Genomic DNA, 23,191 nt, shown 5'->3' with positions numbered 1-23,191 from the left:
GTAAAGTTAGGTAAAGCCAAATGAATCCTACGCCGCAACCGGTAAAGTAAGCTTATGGAAAATAAAACCCCTAAAATACTACTGGTCGATGATGACAAAGAGCTTTGCCATTTACTGACTGAATACCTGACAGGTGAAGGCTACAGAGCCGATAGCGCCAACAGCGGCGAAGAAGCCCTTGCAGCCCTCAAAGCCGACAGCTCGTTCGCAGCCCTTGTATTGGATATCATGATGCCCGGCATGTCTGGCTTGGATGTATTGCGCCAACTTCGCCCCCAGAGTGATATTCCCATTATTATGCTTACGGGGCGCGGCGATGATATCGACCGAATCCTCGGCCTGGAAATGGGTGCCGACGATTATCTAGGCAAGCCCTGTAATCCGCGTGAACTGGCAGCACGTATCCGGGCTGTCTTGCGACGCTCTCAACCCCAAGCACAGAATACCCCTGGAGCAGGCCTATCCCTTCACGGCATAGAACTAAACCCCGGCACCTTCAGTGTTACCGTCAACCAGCAGCCCTTAAAACTCACCAGTGCTGAGTTTAATACCCTGCAATTGCTGATGCAGCAAGCAGGACAAACCCTATCCAAACAGGAACTCACCGAAAAAGTCCTGCACCGCAAGCTCGAAGCCTACGATCGCAGTATCGATGTTCACATCAGCCGCCTGCGCCAAAAACTTTCCTCAGCAAATATTGAGGATACAATTAAATCTATTCGCGGTATCGGCTACCAAATGATTATTGAAGAGCGCCAGTGAAAGCTTTTAACCGTATTTTCTGGCGAATATTCCTCGCCTTCTGGCTCGCCAGCCTGACCATTATGTTCGCAACTGCCTATGTTGTTACACGTAAACTGGAGGGCGCACAGTTTTTAGAACGACATCAGCAAATGATCTTGAACATTGCCGAGGATATTATTCGCCGCCATGAAGACGGTATCGATTTACCTCGCCAATTCCAACCCCAGCGCCTGCGACATTCGATGCCCGAACCTCCCTCACCCTTTAATAGAGGGCCGCGCGGTGAGGGATTAAAAATTGTGGACCAGCAGGGTAAAGCGATATTCAAACACCGTTTTCGGGACCCCCCCTCCACACCAGTAGTAAAATTTGAACTAGAAAGCGATAGAGGCAATCGCTATACCGTATTTACACTCAAACCACGCGTGCCCACTTTTGTAAAAGAAGTTGCTATGCGCTTCTACTCCCTACAATTTATTTTAATTTTAATTGCCTCGACTTTTGTAAGTGCCATTTTAAGCTGGAGCATCACGCGCCCGCTAAAAGCTCTGGGTCAATTTAGCCGCACTTACGCCCAGGGCAACGCAAAGGCCCGTATCGACAAAAAATTCCTGAGAAGAGGCGATGAGCTGGGGGATCTCGCCGTAGATATGGATTATATGACCAATCAGGTTGAATCCACACTCGCGGCACAACAACAATTATTACACGATGTATCACACGAGTTACGTGCGCCACTAGCGCGCCTGCAGGCTAGCGCGGCTCTTCTTGAACAACAGTCGGCAAATTCAGAATACACCGACCGCCTGCACCACGAATGTGATCGAATTAATCAGTTGATTCAACAAATCCTAGACTACTCACGCTTAAATCGCGACAACGAAACGCGTGAACAGCTCAATATTGCAATCTTGATTAACGACCTTATCAATAACTTGAAGTTTGAATTTCCCGTGCGGGAATTCAAGTGTATTCAACCGACAAAAGCATTGGATATTGCTGCTTACCCCAATGCACTGGCGGGCGCATTGGATAATATTCTGCGCAATGCCTGCAAATATTCACCCGACGATTCAGTTATTGAAATTGAGATAAAAAACGAAGAAAAAATCGTATTGATTCAAATACGAGACCATGGTCCCGGCGTGAACGAAACCGAAATCGAGAAATTATTAAAGCCCTTTTACCGCTCGGGAAACCAGATGCACACCAACGGTTTTGGCCTGGGCTTGAGCATCGCCAAAAGAGCGCTTGAAAAGCACAAAGGTGACCTGGAAATAAAAAACCACCCAGAGGGTGGCTTAGTGGTTAGCTGTAAAATACCCGGATTATCGTCCTAGGGTGTTACACTCGCAGGCTACTTGAGGCTAACCCCGGCCTCAGCAGTCTATAACCGAACTTCAATGCCTTTATCGCGCATATACGCTTTAGCTTCCGGTACAGAATATTCACCGAAGTGAAAAATGCTCGCAGCTAACACGGCATCCGCAGCCCCCTGAACAATACCATCAACCAAGTGCTGCAAATTACCAACACCACCCGAGGCAATAACCGGTACGGGTACAGCGTCGCTGATTGCGCGAGTAACACCCAGATCAAAACCGTCTTTGGTTCCATCTCTGTCCATACTGGTCAACAGAATTTCACCTGCGCCATATTCAGTCATACGCACGGCCCACTCAACAGCATCAATACCGGTCGGTTTGCGACCACCGTGGGTGAAAATTTCCCAGCGCAACGGCTCACCTTCAGCACTCACTCGTTTTGCATCAATCGCAACCACAATACACTGCGCACCAAATTTATCGGCCGCCGCCTTAACAAATTCGGGATGATTAACCGCAGCAGAGTTAATACTGACTTTATCTGCTCCGGCATTCAACATATTGCGAATATCGCTCAGCTCGCGAATACCACCACCAACAGTTAAGGGGATAAACACCTCTGCGGCGATTTTTTCGACGGTATGCACGGTTGTATCCCGCGCTTCGTGGCTGGCGGTAATATCCAGAAAAGTAATTTCATCAGCGCCCTGCTGATTATATTTTTTTGCTACCTCCACCGGGTCACCCGCATCACGAATATCGACAAATTGCACACCCTTTACGACACGACCTTTATCGACATCCAGACACGGAATAATTCGTTTTGCCAGAGCCATAACCGTTTACCCCTGTTGATCGCAATAGGCTTGCGCTTCGACAATATCGAGCATACCTTCGTAAATAGCTCTACCTGTAATTGCAGCAGAAATACCGGAGCAACCGGTTGCCACCAGCGCGCGAATATCATCCATATTGGTAATACCACCGGAGGCGATTACCGGAATATTTGAGGCCTCTGCCATCGCGACAGTCGCTTCAACATTCACCCCCTGCATCATGCCATCGCGAGCGATATCGGTGTACACAATTTCACTCACACCAACATTGGCAAATTGTCTCGCCAGATCAGTGGCTTTAATCTCGGACACCTCGGCCCAACCATCAGTCGCCACATAACCATTTTTTGCATCCAGGCCTACAATAATATGGCCAGGAAACTGCTTGCACATTTCAGCAACAAACTCGGGTTCCTTAACGGCTTTGGTACCGAGAATCACATAATTTACACCAGCATCAAGATAGTACTGAATGGTCTCTGCCGAGCGAATACCGCCCCCAATTTGAATGGGGAGATCGGGAAAGGCTTTAGCAATGGCGGTAACCACTTCACCGTTAACCGGCTCGCCGGCAAAAGCGCCATTCAGATCCACAAGATGCAAGCGCCGCGCGCCCTTTTCTACCCACTGGCGAGCGAAAGCGACCGGGTCACTGCCAAATACCGTGGTATCGTCCATCAGCCCCTGACGCAAACGTACGCACTGGCCGTCCTTCAAATCGATTGCAGGAATAATTAACATTTGCCATCCCAATTTAAAAAATTCTCTAAAAGTTGCAAGCCATTGGTATGGCTTTTTTCTGGGTGAAATTGCGCTGCAAACACATTGTTGTGCGCAATTGCCGCAGTGAAATCTATACCGTAATGACAGCCACCAGCAACAATTGAAGGGTCTTCCGACTCCACATAATAGCTGTGCACAAAATAAAAGCGGCCACCATTTTCAATGTTGTGCCACAGAGGGTGCGGAATTTTCTGCGAAACGGTATTCCAACCCATGTGTGGTACTTTTAATCGCTCTCCGGAGGGGGAACCCTCATCGTGAGCAGCATTGAAATTTTCATTGCCGGAGAAAAATTTCACCTTGCCAGGAAAGAGGCCCAGACAATCGACGCCGTCATTTTCTTCTGAAAAATCCATCAGCGCTTGCAAGCCAACACAGATGGCGAGCAACGGTTTACCAGAGGCAATCACTTCATTAACGGCGGTATCGACCTGCTGACGGCGAATCTCGGCCATACAGTCGCGGATAGCGCCAACACCGGGAAATATCACATGATCAGCATTAGCGATTATTTCATTATCGCTGGTTACTGCAACATCAATATTAGGCCCAACATGCTTTAGGGCGCTGGCAACGGAGTGGAGATTCCCCATGCCATAATCAATTACGGCCACTTGTTTGCGGTTCATAAACGTTTCATTCGTTGTGATGAGTGTTCACGGGCAAACAGGTTGCCCGTGGCAATAGCCCCTAGAGCGTACCTTTGGTTGACGGCATAGCATTGCCGAGGCGGGGATCGACCTCTAAAGCCATTCGCAATGCTCGACCAAAGGCCTTAAACACGGTTTCGATCTGATGGTGGGCGTTACTGCCGCGCAGACAATCAATATGCAAGGTAACCTGGGCATGATTAACAAAGCCCTGGAAAAACTCCCAGAACAGCTCTGTATCGAAACTGCCAATGCGCTTTTGGGTAAATGGTACATTCATAGTCAGCCCCGGCCGGCCAGAAAAGTCGATAACCACGCGTGAAAGCGCCTCGTCCAGCGGCACATAGGCATGGCCATATCGGCGAATACCTCGCTTGTCACCCACGGCCTGGTACATTGCTTTACCCAGCGTAATGCCAATATCTTCAACACTGTGATGATCGTCGATTTCGGTATCACCCTTGCAATTCACATCCATATCAATCAAGCCGTGGCGGGCAATCTGATCCATCATGTGCTCTAGAAAGGGAACACCCGTATCGAATGCGGCTTTTCCGTCGCCATCAAGGTTAATGGCTACGGAAATCTGGGTTTCCAGCGTATCGCGGTTGACCGCGGCTGTTCTATCACTCATCGGGGAATCCTGGGGGGTTGATCGAGGCGTGAATTATATCGTTTGTGGTTGGCGAAGAGCCAGTTCCCCGAGCATTTATCTGAATTAGACCCCAAGCTAAGGAACCCTTCCGACTTGACCCATATCAATCATTCACGCGATGAATGCTTATATGCTGACTCAACAGGGCTCAAAACAGTCACCAAAATGGAGCGCAGGTTATGAATGAAGTAGTAATGGTAGGCGGCTATGCCTTGATAGGCAGTACGGGGTTAATTGTCGTTATTGTACTGGTTGCGAGCGCTATTCTGGGTTTTCTGGACCCTCGCATCGACCACGGGGACGAACACTAGGGTTGTAACCAAGCAGTCTCTGAACCTACCCCCGGCAAAACAGTCAAACTCGCAACAAGTAGCGACCACCGCTACCATTTCGTTATTGAGCTGTTACTGGAGTCGCCAATGCCCGCCCGCCCTACCGAGCCACAGAATGCCTCCGAGGCGCCCGTAAAAAAGTCGTTCGACGGCTGGCGTACGTTACTGATCTACGGCAGTATCCTCGCAGCCTTCTACTTTGGCCATGTACAGATCCAAACCTACCTCGGTGAACGAGCACTGGAAAAGGTAACGCTCGAGCGGCTTACCCTGGAACAGGCCCTGGCCAAAGCCAAACTATCCGGCAAGCCTGTACTCGCTGACATTTCTGCCATCTGGTGCCCCAGCTGCCGCAAGCTCGACAATCAGGTACTGGCGGTTCCGAGCGTACAGCAAGCCATCGAAGAAAATTTTGTATTCACTCGCATAGAATTTGAATCCGAAGAAGGTCAGCGAGTACAGGAGAAATACGGTGTAAAGGGCTTTCCTACTCTGCTTATTCTCGATAGCTCCGGCGAAGAATCACACAAACTTCCGCTGACTTTCGACCCTGAAGCCTTTAAAGAACTGTTAAACCAAAAACTGACGGCTCCGAACAACAAACCTTCATAGCAGTTTTTTGTCCTTGCTCCTCGGCGGTGCTTTTGCCATCCTTCGGCTTTCCAAACAATAAGACCATCCCTATGACCGCCGCCGAACGCCCTCTGCAGACAACAGAGCTCACCCCCTCCGATGCGAAACCGTTAAAAATCGCCTTATTGGGTTATCGCAGCGCACCTTTTGTTGGCGGCCAGGGAATTTACCTGAAATACCTCAGCTCAGCCCTCGCTCGCCTGGGCCACAGTGTTCATATTTATTCCGGGCCGCCCTACCCCGATGTGCCCGAAGGCGTAACACTATTTAAAGTCCCCAGCCTGGATTTATACGCGGAAAAAAATCACACCACCGCTCTACGCTTTCGCCACCTGTGCTCCTTTAGCGACACCTGGGAATGGTGGACCATGCTGACGGGCGGCTTTGGCGAGCCCTATACCTTTGGCCGCCGCGTCGCCAAACGGCTTGCCAATAGCGATTACGATATTATTCACGACAATCAAAGCCTCGCATACGGGCTGATTGACTTACAAAAGCGTGGGCACAAGGTTATCAGCACCATCCACCACCCCATTCACCGCGACCGGGAATCCGCACTCGCGGCAGCACCTAGCTGGCAGTACCGTTGGTTTGTCCGGCGTTGGTACAGCTTTTTAAATATGCAGGAAAAAGTCGCCTCCCAACTAAAATATGTGACCACGGTATCAACATCCTCAGCCACGGATATTGGCCGCTGTTTTAAACGCACCCACAATATTCATCTAATCCCAAATGGCATTGATACCGATATTTTTAAACCAACGCACACTCAAAAACACCCGCTGCGGTTGATTACCACAGCATCATCAGATCAACCCGTAAAAGGGCTTACAGTATTGCTAACCGCTCTGTCTCAAATAATGGGCCAACACCCCAAAATCCACCTGCGAATTATTGGCAAATTGAAGGAAAACGGCGCAGCAGAAAGATTAATCCGGCAATTGAAACTGCAAGAACATATTTCTTTTCGTTCAAATATAAGCACCGAAGAACTGGTCACTGAATACAACAAAGCGACCATCGCGCTCTGCCCCTCACTATATGAGGGCTTTGGCCTACCCGCAGGCGAAGCCATGGCCTGCGGTTTGCCGGTTGTTAGCTCGGACGGAGGCGCCCTGCCAGAAGTCGTTGGCAACGCAGGTATTATCGTTAAAGCCGGAGACGCGCAAGCGCTCGCAGAGGCCGTGCTGCAATTGCTGACCAACGAGCAACTCCGCCAAACGCTGGCAAATCGCGCACGCGAACGCGTGCTTAAGCACTTTTGCTGGAACCGTGTTGCCGAACAAATGACGAGCTATTACAACCATATATTGGCCAACAAAGCATGCTAACCCTACACCCAGAAAAACTCCCCGTTAGAGCCGGCGACAGCTTACTTGACCTCGGCTGCGGAGAGGGTAGACACACGCTTGGCCTGTTTTTTTTACAGCACACCCAAACGATTTCCCTGCTGGGCGTCGATTTAAATTTTTCCGATTTACATACCGCGAACCGACGACTGAGCGAGCTGGCAACACATAGCGTCCGCGCCACAGCGACGTTTATTAACAGCAATGGATTACAGCTGCCCTTTCGCGATCACAGCTTTGACCATATTATTTGCTCTGAAGTACTGGAGCATATCCACGACTATGAACAGATGCTAAGCGAAATTAACCGGGTACTAAAACCCGGCGGCCACCTTTGCGTTAGCGTTCCCCGCTTTTGGCCAGAAAAAATTTGCTGGCTATTAGAAAAACGCTACCATCAAGTCGAAGGCGGACATATTCGTATCTTTAATGGCAAACGCCTGCAGCAAAAAATTGCGGCCAACGGTTATCAGCTATACAGTAAACATTGGTCCCACGCCCTACACGTTCCCTACTGGTGGCTGCGCTGCTTATTTTGGAAGCAAGGAGAGACATTTTTACCGGTAAGACTCTATCATCGGCTACTGGTTTGGGATTTATTCAACAAACCCTGGCTAACGCAAACTCTGGACAAATGGCTGAACCCGGTTATGGGAAAAAGCCTAGTACTCTATTTCACAAAAAAACCATGACACAACCAAGCATAACAACGCTGCCAATCAATATTCCACTCATCCACAGTTTTCTCCGCAGCTGCCAGCAGGATGACGGAGCGATTCGCTGGTTTGATAGTGGCAAGCTCGACCCGTGGGATCACACAGAGGCTGCTATGGCTCTATCCATTATTGGCGACCTTAGCAATGCCAAGCGCGCTTACCGCTGGCTTCGTAAACACCAGGCGGAAAATGGCAGCTGGCAGGCGAACTACTTTAGCCTAGATAACAGCGCAAAAATCGAAACCAATTTCGTCGCCTACCCAGTAACAGGCCTGTGGCACTATTTTTTAATCACGGGCGACAGGGAGTTTTTAAACGAATATTTTTTCATGGCAGAAAAAGCCATTGCCTACGTACTCAAACACCAAAACCCCGAAGGGGATATTCAGTGGGCCACATCCAAAAACGAAAACTTACCCAAAGATGCGCTGATTACCGCCTGCTCATCCATTCTTCGCAGCCTTGAATGCGGCATTAATATCGCCAACACGTTAAAACGACCCAAACCCCAATGGCAAACGGCCTACCACAAACTTGCCGATGCCCTGTTAAATAGACCCTGGCGTTTTGACCGCACCTGGGAAAGCAAAGCCCGCTACTCAATGGATTGGTTTTATCCCATACTTGCCGGAATCTACTCTCAAAGCGAAGCCAAACTTCGATTGCAAAAGCGCTGGCACGAATTTGTGGAAGATAGTCTCGGTTGCCGCTGTGTCAGTGACGAACCCTGGATTACGGTTGCAGAATCCTGCGAATTGGTAATGGCCTGCGCTGCTGCGGGCGAGGGAGCGAAAGCCGAAACAATCTTTAAATGGCTCGCCCAATGGCAAGACAGTGACTGCGGATATTGGACCGGCTATAGCTTCCGCGATAAAGCCATCTGGCCTCAGGAAAAAACCAGCTGGACAGCGGCGGCCATGTTATTGGCAGCAGACGCGCTCTACGGTATTACAGAAGCTTCGGGGTTATTTACTTCAAGGACTACTCTTCATACAAACTAAACCATCTGGAAGCGCTATTATTTTCGGCTTGCCAATAAATGAAATCCCCTTTTGTTGATGGCTAAAAAAACGCCAACCGGTATCCCCCAAATTTTACCTCCAATAAGGCGACTTGTAGTGCGCTGTTATCCTGCCCCTGTAAACACAACAAAGGCCAGCAAAAATGCTGGCCCTCTACGTGGTCTTTACCTGTAATTACTGAGAATCACATGTCACTTGACCAACACAACTTTGGCTGTTTTCGTTGCCCCAACCAGAAGTCTGGTTCTGACAGAGTGGTACATTCCAACCATACCAGCTACACATTCCACCATTTGTGGCACTAGAGCTGCTGGAGGAACTAGATGAAGAACTGCTGGAACTTGAAGAGCTAGAGCTGATAGAACTGGAACTGCTGGAAGAACTACTTGAACCAGTTCCGGAACCACACTCTACGGGCTGGTCGGAATACTCAATATCGTCCATCCAAACATCCGCATCGTTATTGCTAAAGCTATGGAAACCGAACGCAACATAATTGAACTTGCCGCTCATCCAATTGCTATCTAAGGCACCATTGTTCCAGTCGCTGCCGGAATCGATAGCATGTACCTGCTGGTTATTGATGTAGGCATAGAGGCTGTCGTAGGCCATATCTGCACGCAGCTCCAGTACCACACAATTCCAGGTATTGGCCGGCATTTCGTAGCCACTTTCCCACTGATCCATAGTCGGCGCAATGTTGTCGGAGGGCACTTCGTTGGTACCGATGGTCCCTTTAATCTGGCCGAAACGGATTTCATCATTGGCATCCGGCGTAGCTTTCACCGCAAAGATATGTTCGTGGTTATCTCCAGGCTCGTTACCCAATTGCTTGCTCATATACACCTGCGCCTTCATATAGAGCGTACTGACGCCAGCAGGCAAGTCACGCACGATCTGGGCCGGTGAAGCACCCGCGCGAAAGTGAACCGATTTACTGCCAGAATATGCGCGAACATCCGATACCAATGCAGACTGGCCATTACCGGAGTTGTTATTGCTATTGTTGTAGCTCCAACCAATAAAATTATTCCAAGATGAAGGTTGCTGACCAACCGAGTCGCCTTCAAAGCCGTCGCTAAAGTTCATGCCTCCCGCAGAGGTAGAGCTACTGGAAGAACTGCTACTTGAGACGCTTGATGAGCTACTGCTAACAGAAGAGCTTGAACTACTGACCGAACTGGAAGAGCTTAAGCTGCTGGACGAACTGCTGCTAGACGAAGACGAACTAGAGTTGCTACTGGATGAACTACTGCTGGACGAACTGGAACTTACCGAAGAACTGCTCGATATGGTTCCACCCACACAAATTACGCCACCACTTCCAGATTGACTATCGCAGGTTGTGCGGCCAATACAGCTCTGATTGCTTTCCCAACCCCAACCGCTGTCCTGGTTCTGACAGAGTGGACGAGGGTCATCCTGGTACCACTTACACATTTCCTCACAGGCGCCGCCTGTACTTGACGATGAAGTACTGCTGGAAGAACTACTACTAGAAGAGCTTGAGCTGCTACTAGAGGAACTCTGTGAACTACTGGAAGAACTTGAGCTAGCAGAGGAATTGCCACCGAAGCTTACATCGATACAACCATGGAAACGCTCATAGGTATGCTCATTGCGCCCCCATTCAGCATAGATCACATGCCGGCCAGCGCGGGAAGGAACATTACAAGTGGTATAGAAGTGAATAGTACTGGTATCAGCTCGAACATTGGGGTACGCCGATTGGTTAGCGTGGTCGTAATCTAAATCACAAAAAGGCTGATCTTCAAAATCGCTCCAAGCGAGATCTTCGCCCACCTGGTACTGAAAACCAGGCTTGGTAATCCAGTAGCGGAAATCGGCGGTATCATCAAAATGGGGACCGTAACTAATATCCCAGGCAAACTCCATAGGCCCGGCACTAATATCATTAGTCGGCCAATCAATAGGCTCATCCCAAGGTGTTCGGGCACCGTCCCAATTTTCCGAATCGAAACTACAAACATTGGTGGTCACAGGGCCTTCCACCTTGCGGCCTTCATGGTGATTTAACACACTCATAAATTGGTAAGCGCCGTTCCAGTCGTTAACAAACGCATCCCCACACGCAGGATATTCTGCTGTACCTGCTTCAATTTCATCCGGCTTAGTTACGGCGCCACAAAAATAATTTCGCGCACCTGGGCTATCGACAAAACCATGACTGAAGGCCAACCCCGAGCTTATTACAAGTACAGCACCAACACCGGAGCTAAACATATTTTTTAATTTCATTATTATATCTTCCTTATTAAAGACAAAAACACCAAACTTTTGACGCACAGATACATAAGCTAAAAAAACAAGGGGCTCGCAAGAAAAACACATGAACAAAAAGAGGGGACAAGATGGCACTGTTCCTTTTGAAATGCGAAAACGGTTTTTTTACATCTCTATAAGTACAGCAATTATTACGACACTCAACCTGTTACACACGTGCACAAAAACTAACGCACACAAAAGCGTGTAAAGTGAAAGAGTAAAATTAATTATCCAAGAACATTATTATTATTTTTTCGGGCCAAACAGGTTGGCACTTACATTTCTATGCCCGAACGATTCTATCTTGTCAAACGTCGCGTTCACAACGAATTTTAAACTAATTTTGCCAAATTCATCATGAAACGGAAGCGAAAAACCTAATAACCATATTTGTGGTGCGGCTATAGTGGGTTATTTTCTACTTCAAACAATCACAAAGGAATAAAAACAATTCAGAGGAGTAATATAACACCACATAGGCCCTTCTATTTGTGTGTATTTAATTTTCGACATCGAATACCCTCAAGCGGCTACACACATTTTCGATAAACTTACTCACCACACCGACACCAAAAATTAAGCGCCGCAGGTAACCCACCTAAAATTCACTCACAGCTTGTAACAGGAAAACAAAGCTCCACACGGTAAAAAGAGGGAAAGATCACGACTTGAATACAAAACAAATGGCGCCTGACCATAAATATTTTTATCATAATTAGACTAATCTAATCGCATATTTACGCCTTAATTAGTCCAACTCATTTTTCTTCAATATATTAAAAAATTTTGTTATTTACGCGAACAGCCACACGTTAGCCGCTTTAGGTTTTCATTGAAAAACCCAAAACAATCATTCACACACTGTCCTCGCCAACTTTTCAGTGGGCAAGGTTTTTTCTTGGCTACCATCAACAGCTACAAATGTGTACAAACGATCGCAACAACGGAGCTTGCAGCCGAATTAATTCCTAAGCAATACTTGAAAGAATCTAACGCCGAAGGGGAATTTATTTCTAACTTTTCCTCGAGAGATTTCCATTTAGACTATAGCCCCAGTTATTTTTCGCTAGATGGCTAGTTTTAACTGAACAGGCCTGCCTGGGCAGTTGGAATATTTTTTCTTCGTCGCTTTCACCTATAACAGGTTATATTCCCCCAAAACTTTTTTGAATGCGATTTCCTTCGAACCAAAGAACCCTACCACCGAAAGATGGAGGGAGGTGTTTGGTTACGAATTTTTGGATACTGAATTTTATGCGCGGAGATTGGGAAAGCTTGAAGACCCCGAAGGGCGCGTAAAAAAGGGAAGTTTAGCGTTCGTTGCTGGCCCCAGGTAACAAATTGTAAAAATACAATATCATTAGGCCAATTAAAATTCCGGGCAAGCCTTCGTAAACCATCTCGTGCATGCCGAGCAGGCGCCACACGAGCGCAACCGTAAACCCCGCGAGCATGGCGATAATACCTGCGGTCTGAGATGGCTGCTTACCCAAACACATAAATAGTAGCAAAGGCGCGAAGGCACTCGCCAATCCCGACCATGCCATAATAACCATACTAAATACGCTTTGGTTGTTCGACAGAGCCAACAAAAGGGCGACACCGGTAATGAATACCGTCGTCAGTTTTAACAGCCAGGTGCGTTCGATTTTATGAGGCAGAATATCGTGCGTAATCGCCGCAGAACAGCTGAGCACCAGAGAATCGGCGGTTGACATAGTTCCGGCAAAAATTCCAGCAAGAATCAACCCGACAAGAGCGGAGGGCAGTAACTGCTGCGCCATAGTCGGTAAAGCCAATTCCGCATCGAACGCCCCGGCATCCGATAAATAAACGCGAGAAAGCAGGCCCACACCTGTGGCCAGGCAGTAGAAGAGCGTGAACCACAGGTAATACCACGATTTTGCCTGGCGCATATTCGCGGAATTATTTAAGGTCATAAACCGCACCATTATGTGGGGCTGTCCAATCACGGATAAACCGGCAAACAACCAACTCACAATAAATAAGCTGCCACCCAGTACCCCCGGGAATACCAAGTTTTTTGGCAGCCAGTCCATAAATCCTTCTACGGCCCGCATCTCTACGATGGCGTTAGAAACACCGCCCAGATTCAATACTGCAACAGCCAGAAGTGTTCCCATTGCGACGATCATAACAATGGACTGGGCGGCATCGGTCCAGATCGAGGCGCGGATTCCTCCGGCAAAACAATAGAGGCTCACCAAAATCGCACCGGCAACCGCCCCAGACCACAGCGGCCAGTCTAGTAGGACATGCAAAGCCTTACCGCCTGCGACGAGCTGCGCAGCCGCATAGGTCAACAAAAAAAATAGGGATATCAATCCGATCAGACGCTGAAGCGTCGTAAATTTTTGCCCATACCAATTGCCCAGCACACCCGCATAGCTAACCTCAGAACTATTTTCAGTCGCTTGCCTCAAACGTCTGTGTACGTATAGGGATGCCAAAAAGTCACCCGCTATCCATCCAATCATAAGCCAGATCGAAGCCAAGCCAGTCGTGTAGGTATAACCTATAACACCGATAAACATATAACCGCTGTTGTTGGTCGCTACTGCCGACAAGCCCACTAACCAGGGGCGCACATTGCCACTGGCAAGGTAATAATCTTCTTTCGTGCCGCGACTGCGCCAAGCGGATGCCAATCCAATAAAAGTGAAACACAGTAAAAAACCAATAAAAGAATAAACCATCAGGGGGTTCCAATAAGCAGAATGTTTCCGGCAGTGCGGGTGGGGAATTCAGTGGCGATTGTATGGAACGATATATCGAATAACGACTCAAGCGACCGGAAGCAAGAAATATCAACAAGCCGTTTGCTGCCTTTAAGGGGGTAAGCCACGGGCCCATCTCGTTTGACCCGTGGCGTACTTTGGCTCTTCAGTAAAGGATAGACATTTTCAACAGCTGAAAGATTTCTACCGCTATCGCTATCAATAGACTCATCACTCACAATTAAACAATTACGGTGTAATGGCTTCTGCATCTAACTCATAAGCGCCTTCGGCATTGTGAACTTCCTTACCATTAAGCGGTGGATTAAAAACACAAGCCATGGTCATTTCCTTAAAGGCGCGAAGTACGTGCTTGTCGTGCTTATCTAAGATGTAAACCGTCCCCGGTTTGATAGGATATTTCTTCCCATCGGCCAGTGTTTCCACCTCACCTTCACCAGAGATGCAATAAACCGACTCCAAATGGTTTTGATAATGCATTTGAAAGTCAGCACCATCGTAGATGGTTGTGATGTGAAAAGAGAAACCCATTTGATCTTCCTTGAGAAGCAACCGTGTGCTTTCCCAGTTGCCATCGGGAGATACAATTCTTCGATCGGATTGGTTGGCTTCGGGTAGATTACGTACGATCATTGCATTGCCTTATTTTGCGATTTTTTATGGTTGTTCACTAGCTTTCAGTAGTTTGACTAAACATAGCTAGCAGGCAGTTGAAAACTACCTGCGTTGCAAGCGCGTCAAGCGGTCTATTGAATTGGTCGCCGGGTTTAACATTCCGTACAAGGCACCACTCGAAGTGTACCTTCCCCTAACACACATAAAAGTTAATGGCTGACCATAAGCTTAAAAAGATGATAACGCCTTTTCACCAGCCCAAACACGGAGTTGAAGCCCATATTTTCTACCGGTTAAAACTTAATCTCCTTCAAAATAAACGCTTTCCTCAGGAATATCTTCTTTGGCACATAGCTCCCGAATAGCGTCTTCAACGATATCGATACCTTTTTTGAGGTTTTCATCGGTAACAACCAATGGGCACAAAAATTTAACTATGTGATCATCCGCCCCACTGGTTTCGATAAGGAGCCCATTTTTGAAAGCTTTGCTGGTAATTTTTCCGGCAATTTCTCCGTTAACACAATTGATGCCCTGAAACATACCACGCCCCTTGGCGGTAAAATTGCCTTCGCCATATTGCCGGACGATGCCTTCCAGACGATCTGAAATATATCGCCCCTTACGCTTAATCTCTGCCGAGAAGTGATCATCCGACCAATAATGTTCGATCGCCGCTTTGGCGGTGACAAAGGCGAGGTTGTTGCCCCGGAAGGTGCCGTTATGTTCGCCCGGCTTCCACTGATCTAACTCCGGCTTCATAAGAACTACTGCAAAAGGTAAGCCGTAACCACCAAGCGATTTCGATAAGGTAATAATATCCGGTTCGATTCCCGCCTCTTCAAAGCTGAAAAAGTCGCCGGTACGACCACAACCGGCCTGAATGTCATCGACGATCAATAGAATTTTGTGCTTTCGGCATACGGTTTGAAGATTTTGCAGCCATTCAATACTGGCCGCATTAATGCCGCCTTCACCTTGAACGGTCTCAACGATCACCGCCGCAGGAGAGTTAATCCCACTGCTAGAATCCGAGAGCACCTTATCGAGGTATTCCGTGGTGTCGATGTTATCTCCCAAATACCCGTCGTAAGGCATGCGGTGGGTGCCGGTTAGGCTGACACCGGCTGCATCTCTGTGGTGAGAATTTCCTGTTGCCGCCAGAGAACCCAAGCTTACCCCATGAAAGCCATTCGTAAACGTCACAATATTCTGCTGCCCCGTCACATTACGGGCAATTTTCATGGCCGCTTCCACGGCATTGGTACCTGTTGGTCCGGTAAACTGCACGACATACTCCATATCCCTAGGTTTGAGGATTTTGTCGCTAAAGGCTTGTAAGAATTCGCCCTTGGCTCTGGTATGCATATCCAAACCGTGGGTAATACCATCGTTTTCAATGTACTTCAGGAGTGTGTCTTTAAAAAGCGGGTTGTTGTGGCCATAATTTAGGGTTCCCGCACCAGCTAGAAAGTCCAAATACTGCTGTCCCTCTTCATCCCACATAAACTCACCCTTGGCGCGATTAAAAACACGTGGGAATGAGCGGGCATAGCTTTGCACTTCCGATTCGATTTCATCAAAAATTTTCATAATAAGTCTCTTGTCTGGCCAAGGTTGAAGGGGCCGATACGAACCAGCGATTCCGAGTCATGCTGACCGTCAAAATGCGCTTGCTTGTCTAGCCAACTAGAAGACTGAATATCGGCGCCCAACCGCTTAGCTAAGCTTTTAAAAAGCCCCCATGAAGGCTTATTATCTTTAGTAATGGTTGTCTCTAGATGACGGATACCCCGGCAAGACGAGCGATTCAGCATATGCGCCAACATCTGAGACACCAACCCAAGCCCGCGAGCGCGTTCGTCAACGGCTACTTGCCAGATAAACAGAATGCCCGGGCGCTCTGGCACTAGGTATCCCGATATAAACCCGACCAGCTCACCATCCAGATCAGCCGCCACCGAAGTGCTTGAGAAGTGTCCACACTGGAGCAAATTACAGTAACTGGAGTTGGTATCGAGCGGTGGACAGCGTTGGATCAACCGGAATACGGACATACCGTCTTCAAGCACAGGTATTCTAAACTTAATATTTTGAGAAGAAGGCAAAGAGTCCCCCATTTATGAGTATATTGATTAGCTCTCTAAGGATAATTGGGTGACTAGGAATAATATTTCTTACCAAAACTAGCAAAAACATGTTTTTCTACAACCGAACAACCAAAAAGATATTTTGAGTACTAAATATAGTACACTAAAGAAAATTTTATCTCTAGGCTCTAAGTACCAACAGCAAAGACCGAACGAAGGGAATCAATACCTGTACTAGGCTCATCAGCTAAGCCCGAAGGGATTCTTAACGTATGGGATAATGTGATACCGTCTTGCGGGGTGAGCGCTATTGGCTCAGGAAGTACCTATCGAACGGCATAAGTGGCGCATGACTAGCTTGGCGTACACGCAGAGTATGCCTGGGCTTGATCAACGAACCCCAAGATATAATGCATTTTTTAGATCACTATTATAGAGAAGCACTTTTGAATAGCATTGAAGAAGTACTAGTGGCCCTGAGGCGCGTAATTAGAGCCACCGACTTACACTCCAAACACTTAGCCAAGACCACAGGGCTCACCGCGCCTCAAATCCTGCTGCTGCAAACCATTCGAGACAAAGGTGAAGTGACTATTGGCGAGCTTGCCAATGAAATAAGCCTCAGCCAGGCCACCGTTACCACCATCCTTGATCGACTCGAAAAACGCGAGCTGGTTTATCGCGTGCGCTCAAAAGAAGACAAGCGAAAAGTACACGCCTACCTTACCCACCATGCCGCCGAAATACTAAAAGAAGCGCCAATCCCTCTCCAAGAGCACTTCTCCCGTCGATTCGGAGACCTGCAAAAATGGGAGCAGACCATGATCATCTCGGCACTTCAACGCGTCGCCCAAATGATGGACGCGCAACATATTGACGCAGCTCCCGTACTCGATATCGGTATACTGGATCGCCAAAGTACAACCATCGAAAAGCTTGATCCCTTCCCAGAAAAACAGGAAACAAAGTAAAGAATTCTCAGCGGCATTCAATTATTGAAGGAAAATCAGACTCCACAATTTTTGAGTAACTTGCGATATTAATACCCTCAATATTAATACCCTCAATCACTGCGCAAAAAAAATAGCGGGCGTAAAAATAGAACCGTCTCTATCGATAATTGAATTGCTACTGACTATTCCCTTACTTAAGAGCGGTTGCGTCAGAAGAGAGTTTTAAAAAGCTTACGATCACGCAAGCAATAGAAGGCGAGGAATCCTCCGATCAAGTTCAGATATATTTCGCGAGAGGCCAAAACGCTCTCATTAGCAAGAACTGCAACACCGAAAACAGGCCTAGACTGAACAATATCGCCCATGCGTTCTCCCTTCGTCATTAGGACAACTTTTCAAACGCTGATTTTGCGTGCAACGATACATAAAACTGACGAATAACTGGCAAGTGAAATCAGTAGATCTACCCCCTAACCCCAAGACATATTTCAAGCTAAATACGAATAGCACAATCCGAAGTAAACGCCGTCTACCAATATAATAGTTACTCTGGCCGGTAAAACTTGAGCACCTTCGGCCAGCATTGGTGTACGCGATTTATTCTTCCACCAGATTATCGCGCCGCTTCAATATCGCTAAAGATTCAACTCGGTCAATCAACTCAAAGCCGCCTCTATTCAGCACGGCCTGCATCCCCAGATACGGGCCTTGCCCTCCATTTTCCGGCTTTTCGAAAATATCGTGAATAGCTATTAAACCACCCACGGCAATTTTTTCACTCCAGCGCAAACAGTCGTTTATGGCCATTTCATCACTGTGGCCGCCATCGATAAACACCATGCCCAAAGGCGTTTTCCAGTGGCGTACGGTAACGGCAGAGCTTGCCACGACCGGCACGACAGTTTCATTTAGCAACGCCAAATTTAGAGTGTGACGAAAGCGCGGAAAGCTATCCATTTTGTTGACGGAAGCATCGAATAAATCAATATCGTGATACTCTTCGCCCATCTGGTGCTCTTCCGAACCACGATGGTGATCCACCGCATACAGCGTATTACCTGTTTGCTGACATGCAAGACCAAGATAGACCGTCGATTTACCGCAGTAGCTGCCAATCTCCAGGCAAGGGCCAATACCCGCGGCCCTTAGGGCAGCCTGGAAAAGAGTATTACCCTCAATCTCGGCAAGAAAACCTTTAATGCTATGATGCTGAAAAAACTCAGCGGGACTTGGGAAATATTCGGTGCGCAAGAATCATACTCCAGCTATTATTAGGCGGCTACAAAGAACACTAAACCGCTGGTATATCGAACGAAAGATTCGCCCGCAGTTTGACAAACTGGGCCATTCCCTCGCCATCAACAAACCCCGAACACTCCAAATTACCGGTAGCGATATTGTAGCGGGAAATTTTTTGCATATTATCAGCAACTGCCACCAACCGGTAACATTAACCTGCTGGCGAAGCAAACAGCAGCGTGGGCATATCGATATTGGTGACTACTGTCTGATCTCTCCCGGCGTAAATATCGCCTCGGCCAGATCAATTAAAATTGGCACAAACTGCATGCTCGCAGCAGACGTCTATATTTCAGATAGTGATTGGCACGGAAGCTATAACCGAATACGCCCTTTTCGCTGCACCGAATCCGTAGAGTTAAAAAATAATGTCTGGGTTGGGTTGCGTGCAATTATTGGAAAAGGCGTAACGATCGGTGAGAATTCTATTATAGGAGCTGGCGCAGTTGTGGTTAATAATGTCCCAGCCAATGTTATTGCCGCAGGCAACCCTGCTAAAGTCGTAAAAACATTAAACCCTAAAAGAAAAATTCTTAAACGCGAATTTTTATTTGAAAATACAGAAGGCTATTGGAAAAAACAGGACGCCCTAGAAGATATTTTCTGCCAGAACAATTCCATCCTTCACTGGCTAAGAATCTGCTCATCCCCCAACAAAAGAGACTAAATATATTATAGATTTACCGCTATTTTTTGCGCTAAAACAGCAGTAAATTTATTGATCAACAGATTTAAAGCTTCCACATAGCTATCTACACTATCGTTAACACTAGACAAATTTATCCTCTCTCTACCAACCATCACTTCTCGATTCTTTTGGGTATCCATTAATACCCAGCTCGCGACAAGGTTCACATCACCTCCGGGAATACCACTGAAATCCTCCAAATTAATTCTCAACTGATACTTGGGTCGAATACGCGTATCCCAGGGAAAAGATTGGATTTTTTCGTGATTAAGGCGTTGACTCAAATTGGAGCTTATTACCCGTATAACACTGGCCTTTAGATCTCCCGCCCAAGCATGGTGGCGAGATATTCGAATCTGTTGCGTGTACGTAAGGCTTACGATAGAAGGGTTATCCATAAATTCCGGCAATGAAACCGGACCAACCCCTAAACTGAAATCCTCACTGCTCAGTGCGTAAGTTGCTGCTCCTGCATCAAACTTTACCGGAAACAATGAGTAGTACTGCGTTTGCTTCCCACTGGAAACGCACCCCGTCAATAAAAACGAAAGGGTAGCAGCGAATAATAGGTGTTTAAACGAGAAGGGTAGATACTTACTCATCTTTTGGCTTCCCTGAAATCAATGCATTGGGGTGACGATTTAATTCATTGATAAACAGCTCAAGTGAACGTGCGGCATCGCTGAGTGATTTCGCCATTTCGGTAAGCTCGTATTTCAATTCTGAATCCGGAGCAATGGCCTGGTCGATACTTATCATCGCTACAGTCATTTGCTGCAAGGCTCCATTGGCAGTTGCCATGGTCTCCTCCAAATTACTAATAGTATTATCGAGCTTGGTCGCCGTATTGCGCTCTTCCAGCGTTGTAAGTAATGAATTCAGGCTCTCGAGACTACCGACCAGTTCATGGCCAATTTTATCGAAAGGGATTTGGCTGATTTTTGCCAAGACATCTGAGGCTTGCTCGCCCACCTGATCAATCGTATCCCTGACAGTCGGTATCTCTGAATAATTTTCAGCTCGGATAAAGGCCACCGGCTCCTCTTCATCAACAAAAGCCAAGTCGATAAATTTTGAGCCCGTGATAATACTCGCTGTTTTCATTTGCGCGCGCAAACCCTGCTCCACCATTCGCTCCATTCGGTTATCCACATCCTCTCGCGAAGGCGAGCCCCCGGACTGCAGTCGTTCTGGCTCCATGGCTATAAATACATGCAGGCTTTCGCCAACATTTTCTGCACTGTCCAATTCAACATCAACCACTTCACCAATTTTAATACCGCGAAACTCCACCGGCGCACCGACGGTTAAACCCCGTACGGTACCGCTGAACTTCAAACGGTAGTAATATTTAATACTGAAACGCCCTTCCAGCACAGATTCACGATCGGAATACAAATGGAAGCGATGCCCCGATTCGGCCAACTGTATATTTTCGAAGCCCGCAGCATTATCAAAGGCCACGCCCCCACTCACAAGAGAGGCAAGGGATTCCATGCGAGCCTTCATACCATCGGCATTTATAGACACTCCAAAACCGCTGACATTCCAAAAGCGGCTTCGCGTTTGAACAATTTCGTTATAGGGCGCCCGAATAAAAAAATGGATGTCGACATAATCCATACTGCCCGACAACTTATAACCGGTGACCTCTCCCACGCGAATTTGTCGAAAATAGACCGGCGAGCCAATATCCAGCGAACCTAGCTCCTCCGCCTGTAAGACGTATTGCGACCCAGCTTCATCGGATTCAAATGCGGGCGGCTCATTTAAGCCAACAAATTCCGTTTGATAACCTCCCTTTGCCCCTGGGTCCATCACAATATATACCCCGGAAATTAACGTGCCTAAGTTCGAAACGCCCGCGGCACTGATTCTCGGTGTCACCATCCAGAAACGTGAATTTTCACTCAGGTGCGGCGCCACATCTCGATCCAGCTCCGCAGTTACTCGAACATGTTTTAAATCGCGGGACAGTTTTACGGACTGCACCAAACCCACCTTCACTTCGTTAAGCTTCAGTTGCGTTTGACCGGCGATAATATCGGTCGCATCGTCGAAGGTGATTTCAATAGTGGTTCCTTTTTCCATCTGCGCCTGCACAGCTAGCCAAAGTGCAATAAGCAGGGCTACCGCTGGAACGATCCATACAGGTGAAATACTGCCTACTTTCTGGGTAACGGCGTTATTGAGGCTTCTTTTCATCCAACACATCCCAAATTAATCGTGCATCGAAAGTTTCAGCAGCGACCATCGTTAAAATAACTACCGCACCGAAAGCGATAATGGCAGATTCAGGCTCTACCGTGTAAATAAAGCCAAACTGCACCAGAGAAACCAGCAGGGTAACAACAAAGACATCCACCATGGACCAGCGGCCAACCACTTCCATTAAACGGTAGAGAAAAGCGCGGTGTTTCGCGCCTCGTCGCATCCCCACTTTAACGGACCAAAGCAAGTAAGTGAGTATAACCAGCTTAGTTATCGGCACAAGGATACTGGCCACAAACACCACTAAGGCTACACCCCACAGCCCCTCCGCCAGCAATTCCACCACGCCGGAAAATATGGTATCGGTTTCAGTAATTCCGAGCGAGGTGTAGGTCATAATGGGCAATATATTGGCTGGGATATATAAAAGAGCTGAAGCCAGTACCAATGCGGTTGTTTTTTCCAGGCTGTGAGGTATACGCTTGTGTAGTTCCGACCGGCAACGCGGGCATTCGTGTGTTTTTTCAATAACACTTTCACCCACCATTGCCTGGCATATTTTGCAGTCAAAAACAGTTTCGTTTTCGTATGTGGAAAAATAGTTATTGGTGTTAATCCAACCCCACAAGAGGCGGCGATTTAATTTCACATAGGCGAGTATTAGTACGCCCACCAACAGAAAGAAAGCATAGGCACCCGCCTCCAGCCGCAGCACAGTCATGTCCGCCAACTTTACCGAAGCGACAACGGTACTAAGCATAAATATCTCAAGCATGCTCCAGGTTTGCGCTCTTACCAACCAGCGCAAAACAGCCGTTTGCCCCCTTAGATGCCTGTTATAACTGTAGGGCAAAAGTAGGTAGAGAAAGGCCAATATCTCAATTAACGGAAACAAAAAAATGGTGGTAATCACCATGCCGGCGAGTATCCACTGGTTTCTATCCAGCAGCGCCCAAAATCCATCCAAAATAGTCGCGGTTTGGCTTTGCGAACCAATTTCCAACGTAATGAACGGTAGCGCGTTACTTAAAACAAACAAAATTAGCGCTGTAACCGCCAGCGCCGAGGCCCACTCCAACCGACGCGCTTCGCCACTGTGTAACACCGCATTGCAGTTAAAACACACCATCTCGTTGTCTGGCGAAATGGCAACAATTTTTTGCAATTCACCACAGTCATGACACATCAGCCAGTCGCGGTGTTGCGCATGAGATTTCGGCATTGTAGTGTCGGCCTGTTCCATTT

At 47.6% G+C, this 23,191-nt stretch carries 22 protein-coding genes; 9 read left to right on the top strand and 13 right to left on the bottom strand.

Annotated elements, in window-relative coordinates; translation table 11 throughout:
* The first annotated feature begins 54 nt into the window (after nt 1-54).
* Nucleotides 55-762, top strand: a complete 708-nt coding sequence (locus H5715_RS17860; RefSeq protein WP_075184886.1) for a response regulator transcription factor — start codon at nt 55-57, stop codon at nt 760-762.
* Complete coding sequence (locus H5715_RS17855) at nt 759-2,084, top strand: sensor histidine kinase (protein ID WP_075184885.1); 1,326 nt, start codon at nt 759-761, stop codon at nt 2,082-2,084. The genes H5715_RS17860 and H5715_RS17855 overlap by 4 nt, the downstream gene beginning before the upstream one ends.
* 47 nt (nt 2,085-2,131) lie before the next feature.
* Here H5715_RS17855 and hisF read toward each other — a convergent pair whose 3' ends face one another.
* The 4 genes from hisF to hisB all read right to left on the bottom strand — a co-directional run bounded on the left by hisF (nt 2,132) and on the right by hisB (nt 4,972).
* Nucleotides 2,132-2,905 carry an imidazole glycerol phosphate synthase subunit HisF gene (gene hisF, locus H5715_RS17850; RefSeq protein WP_075184884.1) on the bottom strand — a complete coding sequence of 258 codons (774 nt, stop codon included), beginning with the start codon at nt 2,903-2,905 and terminating at the stop codon, nt 2,132-2,134.
* Nucleotides 2,906-2,911: 6 nt separating this feature from the next.
* A complete protein-coding gene (gene hisA / locus H5715_RS17845; RefSeq protein ID WP_075184883.1) occupies nt 2,912-3,646 on the bottom strand; it encodes a 1-(5-phosphoribosyl)-5-[(5-phosphoribosylamino)methylideneamino]imidazole-4-carboxamide isomerase in 735 nt (244 codons plus the stop codon).
* On the bottom strand, nt 3,640-4,317 hold the full coding sequence (hisH, locus tag H5715_RS17840; RefSeq protein ID WP_075184882.1) for an imidazole glycerol phosphate synthase subunit HisH: 678 nt from the start codon (nt 4,315-4,317) through the stop codon (nt 3,640-3,642). The genes hisA and hisH overlap by 7 nt, the downstream gene beginning before the upstream one ends.
* A gap of 61 nt (nt 4,318-4,378) precedes the next feature.
* Nucleotides 4,379-4,972, bottom strand: coding sequence for an imidazoleglycerol-phosphate dehydratase HisB (gene hisB, locus H5715_RS17835; RefSeq protein WP_075184881.1), 594 nt, complete (start codon nt 4,970-4,972; stop codon nt 4,379-4,381).
* 200 nt (nt 4,973-5,172) lie between these two features.
* Here hisB and H5715_RS20440 point away from each other — a divergent pair, with 200 nt between their 5' ends.
* The 5 genes from H5715_RS20440 (at nt 5,173) to H5715_RS17815 (ending at nt 9,024) form a co-directional block, all read left to right on the top strand.
* Complete coding sequence (locus tag H5715_RS20440; RefSeq protein ID WP_281388169.1) at nt 5,173-5,304, top strand: hypothetical protein; 132 nt, start codon at nt 5,173-5,175, stop codon at nt 5,302-5,304.
* 108 nt (nt 5,305-5,412) lie between these two features.
* Complete coding sequence (locus H5715_RS17830) at nt 5,413-5,937, top strand: thioredoxin family protein (RefSeq protein WP_075184880.1); 525 nt, start codon at nt 5,413-5,415, stop codon at nt 5,935-5,937.
* A gap of 71 nt (nt 5,938-6,008) precedes the next feature.
* The gene (locus H5715_RS17825) at nt 6,009-7,289 is read left to right on the top strand and encodes a glycosyltransferase family 4 protein (protein WP_075184879.1); all 1,281 of its coding nucleotides are present in this window, start codon (nt 6,009-6,011) and stop codon (nt 7,287-7,289) included.
* Nucleotides 7,283-7,999 (top strand): class I SAM-dependent methyltransferase, encoded by a 717-nt coding sequence (locus H5715_RS17820; protein ID WP_075184878.1) that lies wholly within the window; start codon nt 7,283-7,285, stop codon nt 7,997-7,999. The genes H5715_RS17825 and H5715_RS17820 overlap by 7 nt, the downstream gene beginning before the upstream one ends.
* Complete coding sequence (locus H5715_RS17815; RefSeq protein ID WP_075184877.1) at nt 7,996-9,024, top strand: prenyltransferase/squalene oxidase repeat-containing protein; 1,029 nt, start codon at nt 7,996-7,998, stop codon at nt 9,022-9,024. The genes H5715_RS17820 and H5715_RS17815 overlap by 4 nt, the downstream gene beginning before the upstream one ends.
* A gap of 195 nt (nt 9,025-9,219) precedes the next feature.
* Here the strand turns inward: H5715_RS17815 and H5715_RS20105 are convergent, their stop codons facing one another.
* The 5 genes from H5715_RS20105 to ectA all read right to left on the bottom strand — a co-directional run bounded on the left by H5715_RS20105 (nt 9,220) and on the right by ectA (nt 16,813).
* Nucleotides 9,220-11,304 carry a lytic polysaccharide monooxygenase gene (locus H5715_RS20105; RefSeq protein WP_175574243.1) on the bottom strand — a complete coding sequence of 695 codons (2,085 nt, stop codon included), beginning with the start codon at nt 11,302-11,304 and terminating at the stop codon, nt 9,220-9,222.
* Nucleotides 11,305-12,641: 1,337 nt separating this feature from the next.
* A complete protein-coding gene (locus H5715_RS17805) occupies nt 12,642-14,048 on the bottom strand; it encodes a sodium/proline symporter (protein WP_075184876.1) in 1,407 nt (468 codons plus the stop codon).
* 270 nt (nt 14,049-14,318) lie between these two features.
* Nucleotides 14,319-14,723 carry an ectoine synthase gene (locus tag H5715_RS17800; RefSeq protein ID WP_075184874.1) on the bottom strand — a complete coding sequence of 135 codons (405 nt, stop codon included), beginning with the start codon at nt 14,721-14,723 and terminating at the stop codon, nt 14,319-14,321.
* A gap of 282 nt (nt 14,724-15,005) precedes the next feature.
* Nucleotides 15,006-16,298 carry a diaminobutyrate--2-oxoglutarate transaminase gene (ectB, locus tag H5715_RS17795; RefSeq protein ID WP_075184873.1) on the bottom strand — a complete coding sequence of 431 codons (1,293 nt, stop codon included), beginning with the start codon at nt 16,296-16,298 and terminating at the stop codon, nt 15,006-15,008.
* Nucleotides 16,295-16,813 carry a diaminobutyrate acetyltransferase gene (gene ectA / locus H5715_RS17790; protein ID WP_221892316.1) on the bottom strand — a complete coding sequence of 173 codons (519 nt, stop codon included), beginning with the start codon at nt 16,811-16,813 and terminating at the stop codon, nt 16,295-16,297. The genes ectB and ectA overlap by 4 nt, the downstream gene beginning before the upstream one ends.
* A 392-nt stretch (nt 16,814-17,205) precedes the next feature.
* On the opposite strand from ectA, the gene H5715_RS17785 reads away from it, so the two are divergent.
* Complete coding sequence (locus H5715_RS17785; protein WP_075184871.1) at nt 17,206-17,766, top strand: MarR family winged helix-turn-helix transcriptional regulator; 561 nt, start codon at nt 17,206-17,208, stop codon at nt 17,764-17,766.
* A 579-nt stretch (nt 17,767-18,345) separates the two neighbouring features.
* Here the strand turns inward: H5715_RS17785 and H5715_RS17780 are convergent.
* Nucleotides 18,346-18,999, bottom strand: coding sequence for a class I SAM-dependent methyltransferase (locus H5715_RS17780; RefSeq protein WP_075184870.1), 654 nt, complete (start codon nt 18,997-18,999; stop codon nt 18,346-18,348).
* Between H5715_RS17780 and H5715_RS17775 the strand changes: the two genes are divergently transcribed.
* Nucleotides 18,992-19,714: an acyltransferase gene (locus H5715_RS17775; protein ID WP_075184869.1), complete on the top strand. Its 723-nt coding sequence runs from the start codon at nt 18,992-18,994 to the stop codon at nt 19,712-19,714. The genes H5715_RS17780 and H5715_RS17775 overlap by 8 nt on opposite strands.
* A 5-nt stretch (nt 19,715-19,719) precedes the next feature.
* Here H5715_RS17775 and H5715_RS17770 read toward each other — a convergent pair whose 3' ends face one another.
* Genes H5715_RS17770 through H5715_RS17760 form a run of 3 tightly spaced genes read right to left on the bottom strand, consistent with a single transcriptional unit; the run spans nt 19,720 to nt 23,189 of the window.
* A complete protein-coding gene (locus H5715_RS17770) occupies nt 19,720-20,337 on the bottom strand; it encodes a PqiC family protein (protein ID WP_083607949.1) in 618 nt (205 codons plus the stop codon).
* Nucleotides 20,330-21,940 carry a PqiB family protein gene (locus H5715_RS17765; protein ID WP_075184868.1) on the bottom strand — a complete coding sequence of 537 codons (1,611 nt, stop codon included), beginning with the start codon at nt 21,938-21,940 and terminating at the stop codon, nt 20,330-20,332. Before H5715_RS17765 ends, H5715_RS17770 begins: the two co-directional genes overlap by 8 nt.
* Nucleotides 21,921-23,189 (bottom strand): paraquat-inducible protein A, encoded by a 1,269-nt coding sequence (locus H5715_RS17760; protein ID WP_075184867.1) that lies wholly within the window; start codon nt 23,187-23,189, stop codon nt 21,921-21,923. Before H5715_RS17760 ends, H5715_RS17765 begins: the two co-directional genes overlap by 20 nt.
* Nucleotides 23,190-23,191 lie beyond the last annotated feature (2 nt).

The organism is Teredinibacter haidensis, assembly GCF_014211975.1.
GTDB classification, from domain to species: Bacteria; Pseudomonadota; Gammaproteobacteria; order Pseudomonadales; family Cellvibrionaceae; genus Teredinibacter; species Teredinibacter haidensis.
Note: the sequence above shows the minus strand (reverse complement) of the source record. Positions and strands in the feature narration are given on the sequence as shown.